Source organism: Microbacterium sp. X-17 (assembly GCF_039615055.1).
Map to the genome: position 1 here is coordinate 103,074 of NZ_JBDHNI010000006.1, position 17,381 is coordinate 120,454.

At 69.4% G+C, this 17,381-nt stretch carries 17 protein-coding genes; 8 read left to right on the forward strand and 9 right to left on the reverse strand.

Translation table 11 applies throughout. From position 1 onward, the window contains the following. Window positions 1–11: 11 nt before the first annotated feature. The 4 genes from ABCS02_RS26510 to ABCS02_RS26525 all read right to left on the reverse strand — a co-directional run bounded on the left by ABCS02_RS26510 (window position 12) and on the right by ABCS02_RS26525 (window position 5,230). Window positions 12–848, reverse strand: coding sequence for a carbohydrate ABC transporter permease (locus ABCS02_RS26510; protein ID WP_345838708.1), 837 nt, complete (start codon window positions 846–848; stop codon window positions 12–14). Further along, window positions 848–1,810, reverse strand: coding sequence for a sugar ABC transporter permease (locus ABCS02_RS26515; protein ID WP_345838709.1), 963 nt, complete (start codon window positions 1,808–1,810; stop codon window positions 848–850). Before ABCS02_RS26515 ends, ABCS02_RS26510 begins: the two co-directional genes overlap by 1 nt. 1 nt (window position 1,811) lies before the next feature. Beyond that, window positions 1,812–3,164 carry an extracellular solute-binding protein gene (locus ABCS02_RS26520; RefSeq protein WP_345838710.1) on the reverse strand — a complete coding sequence of 451 codons (1,353 nt, stop codon included), beginning with the start codon at window positions 3,162–3,164 and terminating at the stop codon, window positions 1,812–1,814. A gap of 818 nt (window positions 3,165–3,982) precedes the next feature. Continuing rightward, window positions 3,983–5,230, reverse strand: a complete 1,248-nt coding sequence (locus ABCS02_RS26525; protein ID WP_345838711.1) for an ROK family transcriptional regulator — start codon at window positions 5,228–5,230, stop codon at window positions 3,983–3,985. A 116-nt stretch (window positions 5,231–5,346) separates the two neighbouring features. Between ABCS02_RS26525 and ABCS02_RS26530 the strand changes: the two genes are divergently transcribed. Continuing rightward, the gene (locus ABCS02_RS26530) at window positions 5,347–6,546 is read left to right on the forward strand and encodes a MarP family serine protease (RefSeq protein WP_345838712.1); all 1,200 of its coding nucleotides are present in this window, start codon (window positions 5,347–5,349) and stop codon (window positions 6,544–6,546) included. 32 nt (window positions 6,547–6,578) lie between these two features. Next, complete coding sequence (locus tag ABCS02_RS26535; protein WP_345838713.1) at window positions 6,579–7,598, forward strand: NADPH:quinone reductase; 1,020 nt, start codon at window positions 6,579–6,581, stop codon at window positions 7,596–7,598. Here ABCS02_RS26535 and ABCS02_RS26540 read toward each other — a convergent pair. Continuing rightward, on the reverse strand, window positions 7,582–8,907 hold the full coding sequence (locus ABCS02_RS26540; RefSeq protein WP_345838714.1) for an MFS transporter: 1,326 nt from the start codon (window positions 8,905–8,907) through the stop codon (window positions 7,582–7,584). The two genes, ABCS02_RS26535 and ABCS02_RS26540, sit on opposite strands and share 17 nt — an antisense overlap. Window positions 8,908–8,997: 90 nt before the next feature. Here ABCS02_RS26540 and ABCS02_RS26545 point away from each other — a divergent pair, with 90 nt between their 5' ends. Genes ABCS02_RS26545 through ABCS02_RS26565 form a run of 5 tightly spaced genes read left to right on the forward strand, consistent with a single transcriptional unit; the run spans window position 8,998 to window position 11,602 of the window. Beyond that, window positions 8,998–9,561 (forward strand): TetR/AcrR family transcriptional regulator, encoded by a 564-nt coding sequence (locus ABCS02_RS26545; RefSeq protein WP_345838715.1) that lies wholly within the window; start codon window positions 8,998–9,000, stop codon window positions 9,559–9,561. Between the two features lie 29 nt (window positions 9,562–9,590). Next, on the forward strand, window positions 9,591–10,334 hold the full coding sequence (locus ABCS02_RS26550) for an AzlC family ABC transporter permease (protein ID WP_345838716.1): 744 nt from the start codon (window positions 9,591–9,593) through the stop codon (window positions 10,332–10,334). After that, window positions 10,331–10,636 carry an AzlD domain-containing protein gene (locus ABCS02_RS26555; RefSeq protein ID WP_345838717.1) on the forward strand — a complete coding sequence of 102 codons (306 nt, stop codon included), beginning with the start codon at window positions 10,331–10,333 and terminating at the stop codon, window positions 10,634–10,636. Before ABCS02_RS26550 ends, ABCS02_RS26555 begins: the two co-directional genes overlap by 4 nt. Window positions 10,637–10,691: 55 nt before the next feature. Beyond that, on the forward strand, window positions 10,692–11,096 hold the full coding sequence (locus tag ABCS02_RS26560; RefSeq protein WP_345838718.1) for a hypothetical protein: 405 nt from the start codon (window positions 10,692–10,694) through the stop codon (window positions 11,094–11,096). Continuing rightward, window positions 11,093–11,602 carry a DUF6328 family protein gene (locus tag ABCS02_RS26565; RefSeq protein ID WP_345838719.1) on the forward strand — a complete coding sequence of 170 codons (510 nt, stop codon included), beginning with the start codon at window positions 11,093–11,095 and terminating at the stop codon, window positions 11,600–11,602. The genes ABCS02_RS26560 and ABCS02_RS26565 overlap by 4 nt, the downstream gene beginning before the upstream one ends. Here ABCS02_RS26565 and ABCS02_RS26570 read toward each other — a convergent pair. Then, window positions 11,574–12,254, reverse strand: a complete 681-nt coding sequence (locus ABCS02_RS26570; protein ID WP_345838720.1) for a GntR family transcriptional regulator — start codon at window positions 12,252–12,254, stop codon at window positions 11,574–11,576. The genes ABCS02_RS26565 and ABCS02_RS26570 overlap by 29 nt on opposite strands. Before the next feature lie 115 nt (window positions 12,255–12,369). On the opposite strand from ABCS02_RS26570, the gene ABCS02_RS26575 reads away from it, so the two are divergent. Further along, window positions 12,370–13,020, forward strand: a complete 651-nt coding sequence (locus ABCS02_RS26575; RefSeq protein WP_345838721.1) for a GntR family transcriptional regulator — start codon at window positions 12,370–12,372, stop codon at window positions 13,018–13,020. Between the two features lie 263 nt (window positions 13,021–13,283). On the opposite strand, the gene ABCS02_RS26580 is transcribed toward ABCS02_RS26575, so the two are convergent. From ABCS02_RS26580 to mmsA, 3 genes are read right to left on the reverse strand one after another with little or no spacing between them, the layout of a single operon-like run. Beyond that, on the reverse strand, window positions 13,284–14,375 hold the full coding sequence (locus tag ABCS02_RS26580) for a sugar-binding protein (RefSeq protein ID WP_345838722.1): 1,092 nt from the start codon (window positions 14,373–14,375) through the stop codon (window positions 13,284–13,286). 54 nt (window positions 14,376–14,429) lie between these two features. Beyond that, on the reverse strand, window positions 14,430–15,779 hold the full coding sequence (gene mmsB / locus ABCS02_RS26585) for a multiple monosaccharide ABC transporter permease (RefSeq protein ID WP_345838723.1): 1,350 nt from the start codon (window positions 15,777–15,779) through the stop codon (window positions 14,430–14,432). Beyond that, a complete protein-coding gene (gene mmsA / locus ABCS02_RS26590) occupies window positions 15,779–17,326 on the reverse strand; it encodes a multiple monosaccharide ABC transporter ATP-binding protein (RefSeq protein WP_345838724.1) in 1,548 nt (515 codons plus the stop codon). The genes mmsB and mmsA overlap by 1 nt, the downstream gene beginning before the upstream one ends. Window positions 17,327–17,381: the final 55 nt, after the last annotated feature.

Sequence of the window (17,381 nt, forward strand, 5' to 3'; positions counted from 1 at the left end):
AAGAGGTACGGCTAGCCCTTGACCGCCCCGGCGAGCGCGGACGAGCCGCCCAGCGCACGGGACACGATCACGTAGAGCGCGATGACGGGCACGGAGTAGATGAGCGAGTAGGCGGCGAGCTGGCCGTAGGCGACCGCGCCGTACTGCCCGAAGAACGTGAAGATGCTCACGGCCGCCGGCTGGTTCTGCGGGCTGAGCAGCAGCACGAACGGGACGAAGAAGTTGCCCCACGCGGCGACGAACACGTAGATGAACACCACCGCGATCCCCGGCCGCACGAGCGGGACGACGACCGTCCACAGCGTCTTCATGCTGGACGCGCCGTCGACCCAGGCCGCCTCCTCCAGGGAGATCGGCACGGAGTCGACGAAGTTCTTCGTCATCCAGATCGCCATGGGGAGCGACGAGGCCGCCATGAACAGGATCGTCCCACCGAGCGAGTCGATCAGGTTGAGCGACACGAACAGGCTGTAGACCGGCACCATCATCGCGGTGATCGGCAGGCAGGTCCCGAACAGGATCGCGTACAGGAACGGCCGGTTGAACCGGTTGCGGTATCGCGACAGCGGGTAGGCGGCGAGCACCGCGATGATCACGGTGAGGACCGCGCAGCCGGCCGACAGCAGGAGGCTGTTCCACAACGGCACGAACGCCAGCTCGGGCGTGAGCACCTTCTGGAAGTTCTCCAGCGTCCACTGCTTCGGCCACGCGACGGAGAGGGTCGCGCTGCCGTCGAACGAGGCCAGCACCACCCACACCAGCGGCAGCACGAAGACCACGCCGATCAGCAGCAGCAGGATGTTGGCCGTCCACTTGAGGGCGATGCCGTTGGGCGACGAGAGCTTCATCAGTCCACCTCCGTCTTGAGTGCGCGCACGTAGACGATCGCGAAGACCGCTCCGACGAGCAGCAGGATGGTCGCGATCGCGGTGCCGTAGCCGAGCTCGGAGAACTTGAACGCCTCCTGGTAGGCCAGCACCGGCAGGGTCATGCTCTTGTTGCCCGGGCCGCCTCCGGTCATCACGTAGATGAGCGTGAAGACCGAGAGCGTCTGGAGCGTGATGAGCATGAGGTTGGTCGAGATGCTGCGCCGGATCATCGGCAGCGTCACGAGGAAGAACCGCTTCGCCCCGTTGGCGCCGTCGACCTCCGCCGCCTCGGTGATCTCCGGCGGCACCTCCTGCAGCGCGGCCGAGTAGACCAGCATCGAGAACGCCGCGCCGCGCCAGGTGTTCGCGAGGATGATCGACAGCATCGGGAAGGCGAACAGCCACGACGGACCCGTGATGCCGAACCCGGCGAGGATCGCGTTGAGCGTGCCGTGCTGGCTGAAGAACGCGTACGACGCGAACGCCGCCACGATCTCCGGCAGCACCCAGGCGCCGACCACGAAGGTCGAGACGAGGGCCCCGACCCAGCGGCTGCCGCTGCGCATCAGCAGGGCGAGCACCATGCCGACGATGTTCTGGCCGATCACCGCCGAGCCGATCAGGAAGACCAGGGTCAGCCAGACCGAGACCGGGAAGTCCGGGCTCTTGAACAGGTCGATGTAGTTCTGGAGGCCCACCCACTCCGCCGACGCCGCCGCCGAGCCGGTGAGCGACATGTTGGTGAACGAGCCGTAGAACGACGACAGGATCGGCCCGACCAGGAAGACGACCAGCAGGCCGATCGCCGGGACCAGGGGGACGGCCCGGGCGAGCGAGCGCCGGGCGTGTGCGCGCGAACGTGTCTTCGGCCCGCGCGGCGGCCGGACCGGGGTGGTCCGGCCGCGCGCGTCGGTGCCGACGGCATCCAGAGTGGAGGTCACCTTACTTCGACTCCGTCTTGTCCTTACCGACGATCCCCACGACCGAGTCGTCGTAGGTCTTGGCGGCCTGCGCCGGTGTGGCCTGCCCGGTCATCACCGACTCCATCGCCACCTGGATGCCGTTGGAGATCTTCGGGTAGTCCGGGGTCGCCGGGCGGAACTTGGTGACGGCGACCAGCGAGGAGAAGAACTCCGACGTGGGGTTGGACGTCTTGTACTTCTCGTCGTTCGCGACGTCCTTGCGAACCGGGATGCCGGCCGTGTTGATGTTGTACTCGAGCGAGCGCTGCTTGTCCGTCACGAAGGTGATGAACTTCCAGGCCGTGTCCTTCGCCGAGCTCTTGGAGCCCATCGAGAACGTCCAGCCGCCCGAGAGGCTGATCGAACCGGGCGCGCCGCCGTTCTGGGTCGGCATCTTGGCCGTGCCCATCACCTTGTCCCAGTCGGCCCACGGGGTGGCGCCGGTGGGCAGCCACGCGTTGGAGGCCCAGGAGCCGTCGAGGTTGATCGCCAGCTTGCCCTGCGGCACCAGCTCGTTGTTGACCGTGTTCTGGTAGTTGGTGTCGCTGGTGATCTCCGGGCTCGGGCCGAGGCCGCCCTGGTAGACCTCCTTGATCACGTCGAGCGCGTCGGTGAACGCCTTCGAGCCCGTGATCCACTTGGAGGAGGAGTCGTCGTAGAGGCCCTTCGCGCTGGCGCCGTACATGAGCATCTCGAAGCCCTGCATCGAGCTCGCCTCACCGGCGGCCTTGCCGGAGAAGATGTTGAGCGGGATGACGCCGGGGTCGGCGGCCTTGATCTTCTTGGCCGCGCTGATGACGTCCTCCCAGTTCTTCGGCTGCCACGGCGTGGGGATGCCGGCCTTCTCGAAGATCTGCTTGTTGTACCAGAGCCCGCGGGTGTCGGTCCCGGTGGGGATGCCGTACACCTTGCCGTCGTCGCCCTTGCCCGCGTCCTTGGCGTTGTCGAAGAAGTTGGACCAGTCCGACCACTTGGAGACGTAGGAGTCGAGGGGCGCGAGGTACCCGGCCTGGGCGTCCGCGCGGATGAGGAAGGTGTCCTCGCTCATCACATCGGGCGCGGTGGTGGCGGCCCGGTTCATGAGCGCGAGCTTGGTGTAGTAGTCGTTCTCCGCGGCCTTGATGGGCACCAGGTCGACCTTGGTGCCGGGATTGGCCTTCTCGAAGTCGGTCTTGGCCTTGTTCATGAAGTTGGCCATGATGTCCGACCCGAAATCCTGGAAGGCGACCTTGATGGTCTTGCCGTCACCACCCCCGGACGACGACGAACAGCCCGCCAGTGCGACGAGCGCGGCGGCGGCGACTGCTGCGACCACAACCCTGCTTCGCTTCATGGATGCTCCTTTGCATTGGGGTCCTCCGGCTCCCATGCCGCGGACTCTTCGTAATTTATAAATCAAATTGATTTATAAGTAAAGAGCGCAGAGCAAATCGCCCGTCCACCCTCGGGTGGGGGACGCGGCGAAGGCCCTGCGCTAGGACTTTTTCCGGCTGATGCGGCGAAGCCAGACGGCGACGAGCACGATCGCGGCGATGAACAGCGCGATCTGGAGCGCAGCGAGTATGTTCCAGAGGATCATGGCATCCCTCAGTTGTCGTTCCAACTGACCCGCGCGGACCCACCGTAGACCGTGAGCTGCAGCCAGAAGACAGTGGCGTATGGGAGGACGCACATCTGGGCCGATACTTTCAGCCGGACGATCTTGCCGGCTGGCCCGTTGAGACTTGATGAGGCGCCGCGCGCGCCGAGCGGGGCTGGTGGGCGCGATCGACCCAGCAGGGTAGGTGCCGATCGTGTACGCGTCTTCGGCCTCGGTGGAGCTCCGCGTCGAGATGGGGCTCTTCGAGCTCGACATCGAATCCCACACCCCGCCGGCACGATATTCGGCGAGGAGCCGGTCCCGCGTGCTCTCATCCGCGCCGTACCGAGTGAGAAAGCCGCGGACGAGTTCGATTCCTTCATCGGCGGCAGCCCGCGCCGACGTTCCGGATGCGAGGACGAGAGTCGGCGGTGAGCAGCACGGCGAGCGCACTCGTGGCGCGTCCCCGGTGGATTCTGGTGTTCACGGTGTCGTCCTCCCATCGAGCGACAGCCGTTGTCACTCTGAGATTTAGCACCTTAGCACTGGAACAACATTACCGAAACGCTCCTTCACCCCCGCCCCACCCGCGGCGAGAACGTCTCATTCAGCACCAGACACGCAGCCCCCACCGCCGCCACGTCCTCCCCCACCGCGCTCCCCTCCAGGAGCACGGGATGCGTCAATATCCCCATGTCGATCTCCGCAAGGCGGTCGGCGAGCTGCGCGAGGTAGCGGCGCTCGACACGCGACCACGACGGCCCGCCGAACACCACGCGGTCCAGGTCGAGCAGCGCCGTGAGGTTCGACAGGTAGAACGCCGTGTTGCTGATGGAGCGGTCGATGATCGCCGCGGCCCGTTCGTCGCCCGAGTCCGCGGCCTCCGTCAGCTGCGTGAAGAGCGCGTCGACGACCTCCACATCGAGGTCCAGATCGACCCCGTCGACGACCGACGTCCCCGCCGGCGCCGTCAGCACTCCGGCCCACAGGCCCTGCATGACCAGCCGCTGCGGCCGCACCGACTCGCCCCAGCAGCCGCGGCGGCCGCACGCGCACAGTGCCCCGCCGGGGTCGACCAGCACGTGGCCGGCGTCGCCCGCGTTGTCGGTCGAGCCGGTGTAGACCTCGCCGTCGAGGACCAGGCCGATGCCCGCGCCGGTGCCGTAATAGATGAACGCGTAGTCCTTGCTCGCGCCGGCAGGGTCGCGCCAGCGTTCGGCCACGGCGGCGCTGATCACGTCCTTCGCGACCAGCGACGGGAGGCCGGTCGCGGCGGTGAGCTCGTCGCGGAGGTGGAAGTCGTTCCAGCCCGGGATGAGCGGCGGCCGCACCACGACGCCGGTCGCGGTGTCGAGGGGGCCGGGGGCTGCGACGCCCACGCCGATCACCCGCGACGCGTCGACGCCCGGCGTCGCGAGCAGCGAGCGGATGGCGTCCAGGATGACGGCGAGCGTCGCCTTCGCGTCGCCGTCCGGCGGGGACGGCCGGCGCAGGTGCTCGACCACCTCGCCTTCGAGGTCGAGGAGCACGCAGGTGATCACGGTGGGGTCCAGGTGCACGCCGACCGCGTACGCGCCGGCGGGGTCGAGCCGGAGCAGGGTGCGCGGCTTGCCCGGGCTGCCCTCGCTCTGCTTCCCGGCCTCCCGGATCAGCCCCTGGCCGAGCAGCCGCCGCGTCACGTTCGTCACCGTCTGCGCGGACAACCCCGTGACGGAGGTGAGCTCCACGCGGCTGAGGCCGCCCTCCGAGCGCCGCACGGCGTCCAGCACCACGGTCTCGTTGAACGCGGCGATCGCCGGGAGGTTCGCTCCCTTGGGCACGGCATCCTCCTCCACGCTCGGGTCGGGAACCCGGCGTCCCTCGTAATATACCCACGCACATACAGGTTTCCGGTTCCGTACATCTGTACCCCAGCCCGCGCCCAGCCTGGTGGGGCATGGTGAGAGCCGTGGAGATCGTGGTCGACGTCGTGCTGCTGGTGCTCGCCGTCCTCGCGATGGCGGCGGGCTGGAGCAATGGCGCGATCCGTGCTGCGGGGGCGCTCATCGGGCTCGGCGTCGGGCTCTCGCTGGGCCTCCTCCTGGCGCCGATGGTCGTGAACTGGATGGCCGCGTCCGGGCTGACCGGCGTCAGCCAGCGCTCGATCGTGGCCGCGGTGGTCCTGGTCGTGTGCGCCGGCGTCGTCTACGCGCTGGCGACCGCGGCGGCGTCGGTGATCGGCAAGCTGCTCCGGCACGGGCCGGTCAAGTGGGTGGACTCGCTGATCGGGGCGGTCCTCGGCTTCGTCACCTGGGCGGTCGTCGTCTGGCTGGTCGCCGGCTTCGCGATGGCCACCAGCCTCGCGACCGTGGTGCAGGCCGCGAACTCGTCGCAGGTCGTCTCCACCCTGAACAGCATCGCGCCGATCCCCTCCTCGACCGTGCTGGGCGCCGTGGATGACGCCCTCGCCGGGGCCGGCCTCCCGAAGGTCTTCGAAGGCGGCGAGTCGATCAAGACGATCGGCGCGCCCGACCCGAACGTCCCCGCCGCGGTCGCCTCGTCGCAGCAGTCCACCGTCACCATCCTCGCGTCCAAGCCGGCCTGCGGCGTGGACTCCGAGGGCAGCGGTTGGGTCGTTCAGCCGGGCCGCGTGGTCACCAATGCGCACGTCGTCGCCGGCGCCTCGTCGGTCGTGGTCCGGGAGTCCGGCGGCACGACGGTCGATCGGGCCACGCTCGTGGCGTTCGACCCGGAGCGCGACCTGGCCGTGCTCGACGTCACCGACCTCCGGGCGCCGGCCCTGCACCTCGGGCAGAACCTGGGCGCGGGCGATTCGGCGTACGCGGCCGGCTATCCCGGCGACGGGCCGTTCACCATCAGCCCGCAGCGCGTCCGCGACCAGGTCACCGCCCGCGGGACGGACATCTACCAGAGCGGCTCGGTGGAGCGGCAGATCTACTCGCTGCGCGGCACCATCCGCCCGGGCAACTCCGGCGGCCCGCTGCTCGACCAGGCGGGCCAGGTCGTCGGCGTCGTCTTCGCCCGCTCCACCATCGACCCGCAGACCGGCTACGCGCTGACCCTGGACGAGCTCCACCCGGTGCTCGCCTCGGTCGGCTCGGCGCCGATCAGCTCGGGAGCCTGCTCCGCGGGCTGACGACGGGCGCCGTCCCGTGGTTGGCTTGAGCCATGAAGGCTGTCAGCTACACCTCGACCGGCGACTCCGACGTCCTCGTCCTCGGCGAGCGCGCCGAGCCGCACCCCGGCGACGGCGAGGTGCGCGTCCGCATCCACGTCTCCGGCGTCAACCCGACCGACTGGAAGGCGCGCCAGGGCAGCGGCCCGGCCGACCTCCCGCGGGCGCAGGTGCCGAATCAGGACGGCGCGGGAGTGGTCGACGAGGTCGGCGCGGGCGTCACCACTGTGCGGCCCGGCGACCGGGTCTGGGTGTGGGACGCCGCCTACCAGCGCCCGGACGGCACTGCGCAGGAGCTCGTCGTCCTCCCGGAGGCGCACGTCGTGCCGCTGCCGGAGGGCGTGGGTTTCGACGTCGGCGCGTCGCTCGGCATCCCCGCGCTGACGGCGCACCGCGCGCTCGCGGCCCACGAGGGCGTGGCAGGAGAACTCGCACCCGGCACGCTCGACGGGCGGACGGTGCTCGTCGCGGGAGGCGCGGGAGCGGTCGGCCACGCGGCCATCCAGCTCGCCGTCTGGGCGGGCGCCACAGTCATCGCGACCGTCAGCAGTCACGAGAAGGCCGAGCTCGCGCGCGCTGCGGGAGCCCACCACGTCGTCAACTACCGCGAGCCGGACGCCGCCGAAGCGATCGGAGCGCTCGCCCCACGCGGCGTGGACATCGTCGTGGAGGTCAACGCCAGCGCCAACGCCGAGCTCGACACGAAGGTCGCCGCCCGGGGCGCCACGATCGCGGTCTACGCCGACGCTCCCGGCTCGACCGAGGTGACGATGCCGATCCGCCCGGCGATGCAGAAGAACCTGCGCTGGCAGTTCGTGCTCACCTACACGGTCGCGCCGGAGGCCAAGGCGGCTGCGGTGCGTGCGGTGTCGGCGGCCGTCGCGGCGGGTGCGCTACCGGTGGGCGCCGAGCACGGCCTCCCGATCACGCGCTTCCCGCTGGAGGAGACGGCCGCCGCCCACGACGCCGTGAAGGACGGCGCCGTGGGCAAGGTGCTCATCGACCTGGCGTGAGGGCAGGCTCGGCGGAGGCCGCCGCCTCGGCACGCACTCCGCGCGCCAGCCGCACGATCTGCACCACCATCGCGACCGCGGCGGCGACGGCGATGGCGGCCGCGTAGCCGAGCGCGGTGGGCAGCAGCCCGACGACGCCGATCAGCTCGCCCGCCGCCAGCGCGGGGACGCCGTAGGCCAGGTAGCTCACCAGGAACACCCCGGCGAACAGCTCGGCACGCTGGTCGTTCGGCGCGAGCGGCGCGATGATCCGCAGCATCGCCGAGAATCCGGCGCCGAAGCCCGCTCCCGCGACGACCGCGCCCGCGAACAGCACGGGCAGGAGGCCGGCGCCGATCCCGATGGCGGTCAGCGCGATCCCGGCCATGATCGCCGCCATCGCCCAGACCGTCGTGGTCCGCGCCGGCGCGCGGGTCAGCAGCAGCCCGGCCACGGCGCCGACCGCGGGCGGCACGGCGACGATCGCGCCGTTCAGGAGGCCGGAGTCCAGGTGGAAGACGCCGTGCAGGATCGACGGGGACAGCCCGATGAACAGACCGGCGAGCATCCAGGTCGCGAGGAAGAGCGGCAGCGCTGCCACGAACTCGCCCCGTGCGGCCCGCGGGATGAACAGCCGCGGCGTCAGCGAGCGCAAAGCGCCAGGACGGGCCGCGACGGTCTCCGGCGACGCCAGCACCACGAGGATGCCCGCGGCGAACAGCAGTGCCAGTGTGACGAAGACGAGCGTCGTCGGCTGGGCCGTGAACTGCACGGCCAGCCCGGTGAAGAACGCGCCGAGCGCGATGCCGCCGACCGGGGCCGTCGAGCCGATGGTCGCGCCGAGCTTCTTCTGCCGCTCGGGGGCCAGCTCGACCAGGGAGGCGGTGAAGGTGCTCATCGCGGCGCCGGTGGCGACGCCCTGCACCGAGCGGGCGGCGATGATCGAGCCGATGTCCTTCGAGAACAGGAACATCAGCATCGCCGCGATCTGGAGTGCGAGCGCGCCGACCAGCACCGGACGCCGGCCGATGTGGTCGGACAGCGAACCGGCGACGAGCAGCGTGATCAGCAGCGTCACCGCATAGATCGCGAAGGCGACCGTCAGCAGCCAGGACGGGAAGCCCCACTCCTGCTGGTAGAGGACGAACAGCGGGCTGGGCGCGCCCACGGCGAGCGCCACGGCGACGAACGCCAGGGCGGTTCCGGCGAACGCGGCGGTCGGGCGCAACCGCACTGAGCGACCGCGCTGGCGCGGCCGGGTGGCGGCGGTCGACCCGGTCGCGAGCGTCGGGCTCGCGAGCGTCGGGCAGCTCTCCCCTGCAGTGGACATCTCGGCCTCCTAAAAGCAAATCTGATTGCTTTAATGGACTATAGAGCGCGGTCTGGTAAAAGGCAACAATCTTTGCTTTAAGCTATTCCCATGACTACGACCACACCGTCGAAGCGGACGGGCGGACGCAGCGCCGCGGTCATCCACAGCGTGCGCACCGCCGTCGAGGAGCTCGTCCGCGAGAAGGGCAGCGAGCGCGTGACCGTCCCGATGATCGCCGAGCGCGCCGGGGTCAACCCGACCAGCATCTACCGGCGCTGGGGCGACCTCCCGACCCTCCTCAACGACATCGCCACCTACCACCTCGACCCCGACCGTCCGCTCGCCGACCGCGGCGACCTGCGCGACGACCTCACCGACTGGGCGAGCGGGATCGTCACGCACTTCCGCAAGCCGGTCAACGCGGCGCTGCTGCGCGGCGGCGCGGGCGCGGCGGGAGAGCGCACCTCCGACTGCCTCCGCAACCGGCGCACCGAGGCGGAGCTGCTGCTCGCGCGGCACCCCGAGTCCGACGTGACCGAGGACGACGTGATGGACGTCGTGATCGCCCCGATCGTCAACCGCGTCATCTTCCAGCCGTGGACGCTCGGCGACACGACGGCGGAGGACATGGTCGCGCGCCTGTTCCGGCCGGGCGCCGGCTCCGCCCGGTAGGGGCCTCCCGGCCCGCTAGTCTCGTCAGAATGGCACGCCCTCCCCGCACCGCACAGGAGCGCGCCGCCGCCCGCTCCGGCTGGGCGGTCGGCGTGGCGACGGCGCTGTACGGCATCTCGTTCGGCGCGCTCGCCACCGCCTCCGGGCTCGACGTCTGGCAGGCGTGCGTCCTCAGCCTCGTCATGTTCAGCGGCGGCTCGCAGTTCGCACTCATCGGCGTGCTCGCGTCCGGCGGGGTCGCCGCCGGCGGCACGGCCATCGCCTCCGCCGCCCTCCTCGGCGTGCGCAACTCCTTCTACGCGCTGCGCCTCTCGCGCATCATCGGCCCGGGATTCTGGAGGCGGACGGCGGCCACCCAGCTCACCATCGACGAGTCCACCGCCGTCGCCACCGCCCAGACCGAGCCGCGCGCGCAGCGCATCGGGTTCTGGGTGACCGGCCTCGTCGTCTACCTCGGCTGGAACCTGATGACCCTCGCCGGGGCGCTTCTCGGCAACCTGATCGGCGACGTGAAGGCGTACGGCCTGGACGCGGCGGCGGCCGCGGCGTTCCTCGGGCTCCTCTGGCCGCGGCTGAAGGCGCGCCAGACCCAGGCGGTCGCCGTCGCCGCCGGGTTCGTCGCGACGCTGCTGACGCCCGTCCTCATGCCGGGCCTGCCGGTGCTCGCGGCCGCGGTGGTCGCGATCGTGTTCGGCGTCCTCAACCTGTTCGGCCGCGGCGACGACCGGCCGCATCCCGACCCGATCCCGATGGAGCGGGAGGTCGAGCCGTGACGACCTGGAACATCATCCTGCTCAGCTCGATCGCCGTGCTCGCGCTCAAGGCCGTGGGCTGGCTCGTCCCGCCCAAGGCGCTCGACCATCCCGTCGTCGCGCGCACGAGCGACCTTCTGACGGCCGCCCTGCTCGCCGCACTGATCTGCGTGCAGACCTTCGGCTCCGGGCAGTCGCTGCACCTGGACGCGCGGCTGCCCGCGGTCGCCATCGCCGCCGGGCTGTACGCGCTGCGCGTGCCGTTCATCGTGGTGGTGCCCGCGGCCGCCGTCGTCGCCGCGGTCATCCGGCTGCTGACCTGACGCCGCCGCGCGGCGCCCCTGGGCCGGTGTCGGCGGCCGTCTCTAACGTTCTGACGTGACCGTATCCTGGCATCCCGTGGCGAACGCGCAGCCCTCGGAATGGGTGCTGAGCCAGGGCGCCCTCGGGACGCCGTACGCGGTCGTCCGGCGGTTCGCGTTCGGCGACCTGAACCGGCCCGACGTCTGGTTCCGCGTGGTCACCTGGGCGCCGGCCTCGGAGGGCCGGGAGCTGATCGGCTGGTGCCGCACGCTGGAGGCCGCGGCGGCGGTCGCCTGGGACCACCGCTGCGCCGCCGAGTCGTGGCGGCACCACATGGCCGCCCGCAGGTCGGACGCCGCGACGATGGCGTCGAAGCGGCCCAGCGCCGCCGAGCTCGTCCGGTTCTACCGCGCGGCACTGGCGGCCCAGGGAGTCCACCCGTTGCGTGGGTCCCCTCCCCGGACGACGATGGAGCGATGACCCAGAACCCGGATCGGGACGACATCGACCCGGAGGACGGACGCCCGGAGTCCGCCACCCAGCGCGCCGACCGCAACTGGAACGAGATCCTGCAGGAACTCCGGGTGACTCAGACGGGCACCCAGCTCATCAGCGGCTTCCTGCTCGCGATCGCGTTCCAGGCGCGCTTCGGCACGCTGGACGGGTTCCAGGTCGGCTTCTACCTGGTCCTCGTCGTGTTCGCCGCCGGGAGCACCGCGCTCGGGCTCGCGCCGGTCGCGCTGCACCGCCAGCTCTTCCGGCACCACGAGAAGGCGCAGTCCGTCGCCATCGCCAACCGGCTGCTGAAGATCAACCTGGCCCTGGTGGCCCTGCTGACGTCCGGCGTGGTGTTCTTCGTCTTCGACGTGACGCTGGGCCCCACCGCCGCGATCGTCGCGGGCGCCGGCATCCTGCTGGTGCTCGCGCTCCTACTGCTGGTGTTCCCGGCGGCCGTGCTCAGCCGGCTCCGCCGACGCGCGGACTGAGCGCCTCGGAGAGCTCGAGCAGCATCCCGTCCAGGACGGCCACCGCCCGCTCGTCGCCCAGGACCACCGACCGCACGAAGTCGAGGACGCGCTCCCGCGAGACGGCCGCCGCACCCTCGTCCGACAGCGTCACGAAGCGCACGAAGCGCGGGATGAGGTTCTCGATCGTCTCGGCGAGCACACGGTCGGGGATCACGGCCAGGATGGCCGCGGTCGAGCGCTGGAACGCGTCGATCGGCGAGGCGTCGCCCGCTCCGTCGGACTCGCGCTCCAATCGCTCGGCCACCACCGTCAGTTCCAGCTCGGTGTCCACGTCGACGCCCTGGATCACGTGGCGGATCGCCGGGGGCATCAGGAGCCGCAGCACGCCGACGACGTCGACGATCTCGCGGAGTTCGAGAGGCGACACGAGGGTGTAGCGGTTGGGTGCCGTGCGGATCAGCCCGACCTGCTGCAGCTTGCCGATCGCCTCGCGCACCGGGGTGCGGGAGACGCGGAGCGCGTCGGTGAGCTCTCCGTCTTTGAGGCGCTCACCTGGTGCGAGGTCTCCGGCGATGATGCCGGCGAGGAGTACAGCGTAGACATCGTTTCGGAGGAGGCGCCGGTCAGCCGCGAGCGAGGGGAAGCGCTGGCGGAGTTCTTCGAGGGTCATGGGGGAACTCGTTTCGTGAACTCAGTTTTGCTCTGGTATATTTATAGATTACCAGTAGGCATCTGACCAGAGCAAACTGTTCGTTCCACTCACCCCGACCCAGGAGCACCCGACCATGCCAATGCCCACCGATCACGTCGCCCGCATCTCCCTCTCCGAAGAGGCCTACGTGCGCATCGAAGCCGCCATCATGGACGGCACCCTCGAACCCGGTGAACGCCTCCGCGACGCCGACCTCGTCGAGTGGCTGGGGATCTCGCGCACCCCCATCCGCCACGCGCTCGACCGGCTCGCCGAGCAGGGCCTCGTCGAGATGGAACGCAACCGCTTCACGCGCGTGGCCCAGTTCGACATCCGCGGCGTCCTCGAATCCGTGCAGGTCGCCGGAGACCTGTGGGCCGGCGCGGCGTTGCGCGGGCTCTCGCTCTGGGACGCCGACGACGACGAGCTGATCGGCGACATCCAGGCCGAGCTCGTCGCGACGGCGGCGAACAACGACACCCATCGGTTCGTCACCGTCTTCGCGCACCTCGTCATCGCGTTCGCGCGGATCGAGGAGAACGAGGTCCGCATCCGCGCCCTCGGCAACGTGCTTCCGCAGGTCCGGCGGCTCGGCCGCAAGCTCCACGGCCACCTCGACCCGCTCGCCGTCGAGCGCTTCGCGCGCGATCTGCGCGTGGCCACCGCACGGCGCGACGGGCGTGCCGCGGTCACGCTCATCGACGACTACGTGACGCGGATCGGGGAGGTCCTCGCCACCCTGTGACCCCCCTTCCGACCGCGGAACCCCCACTCGCGATCAGGGTCACCACGGGTGCGGATATCCGTGGTGGCCCTGATGCCGTGACCCCGCACGCGCCCTAGCGTGAGTTCAAGGCCGCCAGAGGGGGAAATCCCGGGGGAACTGTCCAGGGGGGACACAGAAGGCCGGTCCCGAAGCGGGACCGGCCTTCTGCGCGGGCGAAAACAGCCCCGGCGGGGGGCCGCCAACCTGGTGCTCTGACTACAGCTGCCCGGGAGGGGCGCCGACTACTTGGTCAGCGGCTCCAGGGTCGGGTCGTTGGCGTAGGCCTCCGCCGCGTTCGCCTTGGTGACGATGACCGGCTTGAGGAGGTAGGCCGGGACGACCTTGACGCCGTTGTTGTACGACTTGTCGTCGTTCGTCTCCGGCTTCTTGCCCGCCTGCAGGTCCTTGACCATCTGGATGGCCTGCTTGACCAGGTTGCGGGTGTCCTTGTTGATGGTCGAGTACTGCTCGCCCGCCATGATCGACTTGACCGACTCGGCCTCCGAGTCCTGACCGGTGACGATCGGCACCGCCTTGCCTGCACCCTTCACCGAGGTGATGATGGCGCGGGCCAGGGTGTCGTTCGGCGACAGGACGCCGTCGAGCTCGGTCGAGCCGTAGCTCTTCGCGAGCAGGGTGTCCATGCGGGTCTGCGCGTTCGCCGGCAGCCAGCCCTGGGTGGCGGTCTGCTTGATGTCGGTCTCGCCCGAGACGACCTTCAGCGTGCCGTCGTCGATCTTCGGCTGCAGGATCTTCATGGCGCCGTCGAAGAACACCTTCGAGTTGGCGTCGTCGGGCGAGCCCGAGAACAGCTCGATGTTGAACTTGGTCTTGCCCGGGTACTTGGCCTTCATGCCGTCGAGGAGGGCCTGGCCCTGCAGCTCGCCGACCTTCTCGTTGTCGTACGCGACGTAGTAGTCGACGTCCTTGGTGTTGAGGATGAGGCGGTCGTAGGCGATGACGGTCGCGCCGGCGTCGTGCGCGGCCTTGGCCTGCGCGGCGAGCTGGCCGCCGTCGACGGCGCCGATGATGACGACCTTGGCGCCGTTGGTGATCATCGACTGGATCTGCGACTGCTGGTCGGAGACGCCCGAGCCGCCGGCGTACTGCACGTCGCCCTTGAAGCCGGCTGCCTTGAGGCCGTCGGTGAACAGGCCACCGGCGAGAACCCAGTTCTCCGACGTCTTGGTCGGGAGGGCGACGCCGATGGAGGCGTCCTTGGCGAAGCCGGACGCGGTCGACGCGGTGCCGGAGCCGTCGCGGCTCGAGCAGCCCGACAGGGCCAGCGCGGCGGCAGCGGCGACAGCCACGGTCGCGAGTGCGATCTTGCGCATTCTTATCTCTTTCTCTGGATGTGATGGTGCAGGGTTCGGGAAGGGAGGTGCAGGTCAGGAGGTGAGCGACCGCGAGGACTCCTCGGCGGGGTCCGAGGTCGGCAGCACGGCGGGCTGCTCGGCGCCGGCCGCGTCGACCGCGGACTCCCGGCGCCCACGGCCGCCGAGCAGGCGCCCGATCAGCGAGGGGCCGCCGCGGCGGTGCGAGTAGACGTCGATGCCGACGGCGATCAGGAGGACGAGGCCCTTGATGATCTGCACCCAGTCGCTGGTCACGCCGAGGAGCTGGAGGCCGTTGTTGAGGACGGCGATGACGAGACCACCGACGATCGAGCCGGCCACGGTGCCGATGCCGCCGGAGACCGCGGCGCCACCGATGAAGACGGCGGCGATCGCGTCGAGCTCCCAGCCGAGTCCGTCCTGCGGGCCGGAGGAGACCGAGCGGGCGACGGCGATCATGCCGGCCAGCGCCGCGAGCACCGACATGTTCATCATCACGTAGAAGTTGACGCGCTTGATCTTGACGCCCGACAGCTCGGCGGCGTGCGAGTTGCCGCCGACCGCGTAGATGTGGCGGCCGAAGATCGTGTTCCGGGTGATGAACGAGTACAGGATGATCAGGACGCCGAGGATGATGCCCGAGACCGGGAACGAGGTGCCGACGCGGCCTCCCGCGAACAGGAACGTGAAGTAGATCACGACGGCGTCGAGCACGACGACCTTGAAGACGCTCACCCACAGCGGCGCCTTGTCGGAGCCCATCTTCGTCTGGCTGCGGCGGGTGCGGACCTCCAGCAGCGCGATGACCACGGCGATGATGATGCCGAGCAGGAGGGTCGAGTTGTTGTAGCCGGTGTTCGGGCCCCACTCGGGGAGGAAGCCGCCGCCGATGAAGGTGAAGCCGTCCGGCACCGGGATGGTGTTGGCGTTTCCGATGAGCTGGTTGAGGCCGCGGAAGATCAGCATGCCCGCGAGCGTCACGATGAACGCCGGGACGCCGACGTAGGCGACCCACCAGCCCTGCCAGGCGCCGATCACCGCGCCGACCGCGAGGCCGAGCACGATGGCCAGCGGCCAGGGGAGGTTCCACTGCGTCATCGCCTGGGCGACGATGATGCCGACGACCGCGGCGACCGATCCGACCGACAGGTCGATGTGGCCGGCGATGATCACCATGACCATGCCGATGGCCAGCACCAGCACGTACGCGTTCTGGTTGACCAGGTTGATCAGGTTGACCGGGTCGAGGGTCTTGCCGCCGGTGAGCAGCTCGAACAGCAGGACGATGACGACGAGCGCGCCCAGGATGCCGAACTGGCGACCGGTGGACTGGCCGCCGCCGAACATCTTGCCGAGGTCGCGGATGCCGCCGGACTTCTTCTTCTCTTCGATCTGAGTCGTCATTATCGGGTGGCCTTCTTCTTGGCGGAGGTCATGCTCTTCAGGAGCGTTTCGGGGGTGGCTTCGCTGATGGGGAGCTCGTTGGTGATCTGCCCCTCGAAGATCGTGTAGATGCGGTCCGAGATGCCGAGCAGCTCGGGCAGCTCGGAGGAGATGACGATGACGCCTTTCCCCTGAGCCGCGAGCGCCTGGATGATGCCGTAGATCTCGTACTTGGCGCCGACGTCGATGCCGCGGGTGGGCTCGTCGAGGATGAGGATGTCCGGGTCGGTGAACATCCACTTGGCCAGGACGACCTTCTGCTGGTTTCCGCCCGACAGGGTGGCGACACCGCGGTCCACGTCCGGGGTCTTGATCCGGAGGCTCTTGCGGTACTCGTCCGCGACCGCGTACTCCTGCTGGTCGTTCACGACGCCGCGCTTGGCGATCTTCTTCAGCTTGGCGGCGACGATCGACTGCTTGATGTCGTCCAGGAGGTTGAGGCCGAGCACCTTGCGGTCCTCGCTCACGTACGCGAGGCCGTTGTCGATGGCCTCGGAGACGTTGCGGACCTGGATCTGCTTGCCGTCCTTGTAGATCTCGCCGGAGACGAAGGTGCCGTACGAGCGGCCGAAGACGCTCATCGCGAGCTCGGTGCGGCCGGCGCCCATGAGGCCGGCGAAGCCGACGATCTCACCGCGGCGGACGGTGAAGCTGGAGTTCTTCACCACGAGCCGGTCCGCGACCTGCGGGTGCTGCACGACCCAGTCGCGCACCTCGAAGAGGACCTCGCCGATGTCCGGCGTGCGGTCGGGGAAGCGGCTCTCCAGCGTGCGGCCGACCATCCCGCGGATGATGCGGTCCTCGTCCACGCCGTCGCCCTTCACGTCGAGGGTCTCGATCGCGCGGCCGTCGCGGATGATCGTGATCTGGTCGGCGACCTTCTCGATCTCGTTGAGCTTGTGGCTGATGATGATGGAGCTGACGCCCTTGTGCTTGAGACCGACGATCAGGTCGAGCAGGTGGGCGGACTCGGCCTCGTTGAGCGCGGCGGTCGGCTCGTCGAGGATGAGGAGCTTGACGTCCTTGTTGAGTGCCTTGGCAATCTCAACGAGCTGCTGCTTGCCGACGCCGATGTTCTTGATCTGGGTGTCCGGGTCGTCGTTCAGACCGACGCGGGCGAGCAGCTCGACGGCGCGGCGCTTGGCCTGGCTCCAGTCGATGACGCCGCCGCGTCCCGGCTCGTTGCCGAGGAAGATGTTCTCGGTGATCGAGAGTTCGGGGATCAGCGCGAGCTCCTGGTGGATGATGACGATGCCGCGCTGCTCGGAGGACTTGATGTCCTTGAAGCGCATGACCTCGCCCTGGTAGACGATGTCGCCCGTATAAGTCCCGAACGGGTACACGCCCGAGAGGACCTTCATCAGCGTGGACTTGCCCGCGCCGTTCTCTCCGCAGATGGCGTGGATCTCGTTGGCGTGGACGGTGAGGGAGACATCCTCGAGCGCCTTCACTCCCGGGAATTCCTTGGTGATGGCGCGCATCTGCAGGATGACTGCGTTCGACGGCATCGTCGCTCCTTGGTGTGCTGTTCGGGTGCGGGTTGTGCCTAAGTAGTAAACGCTA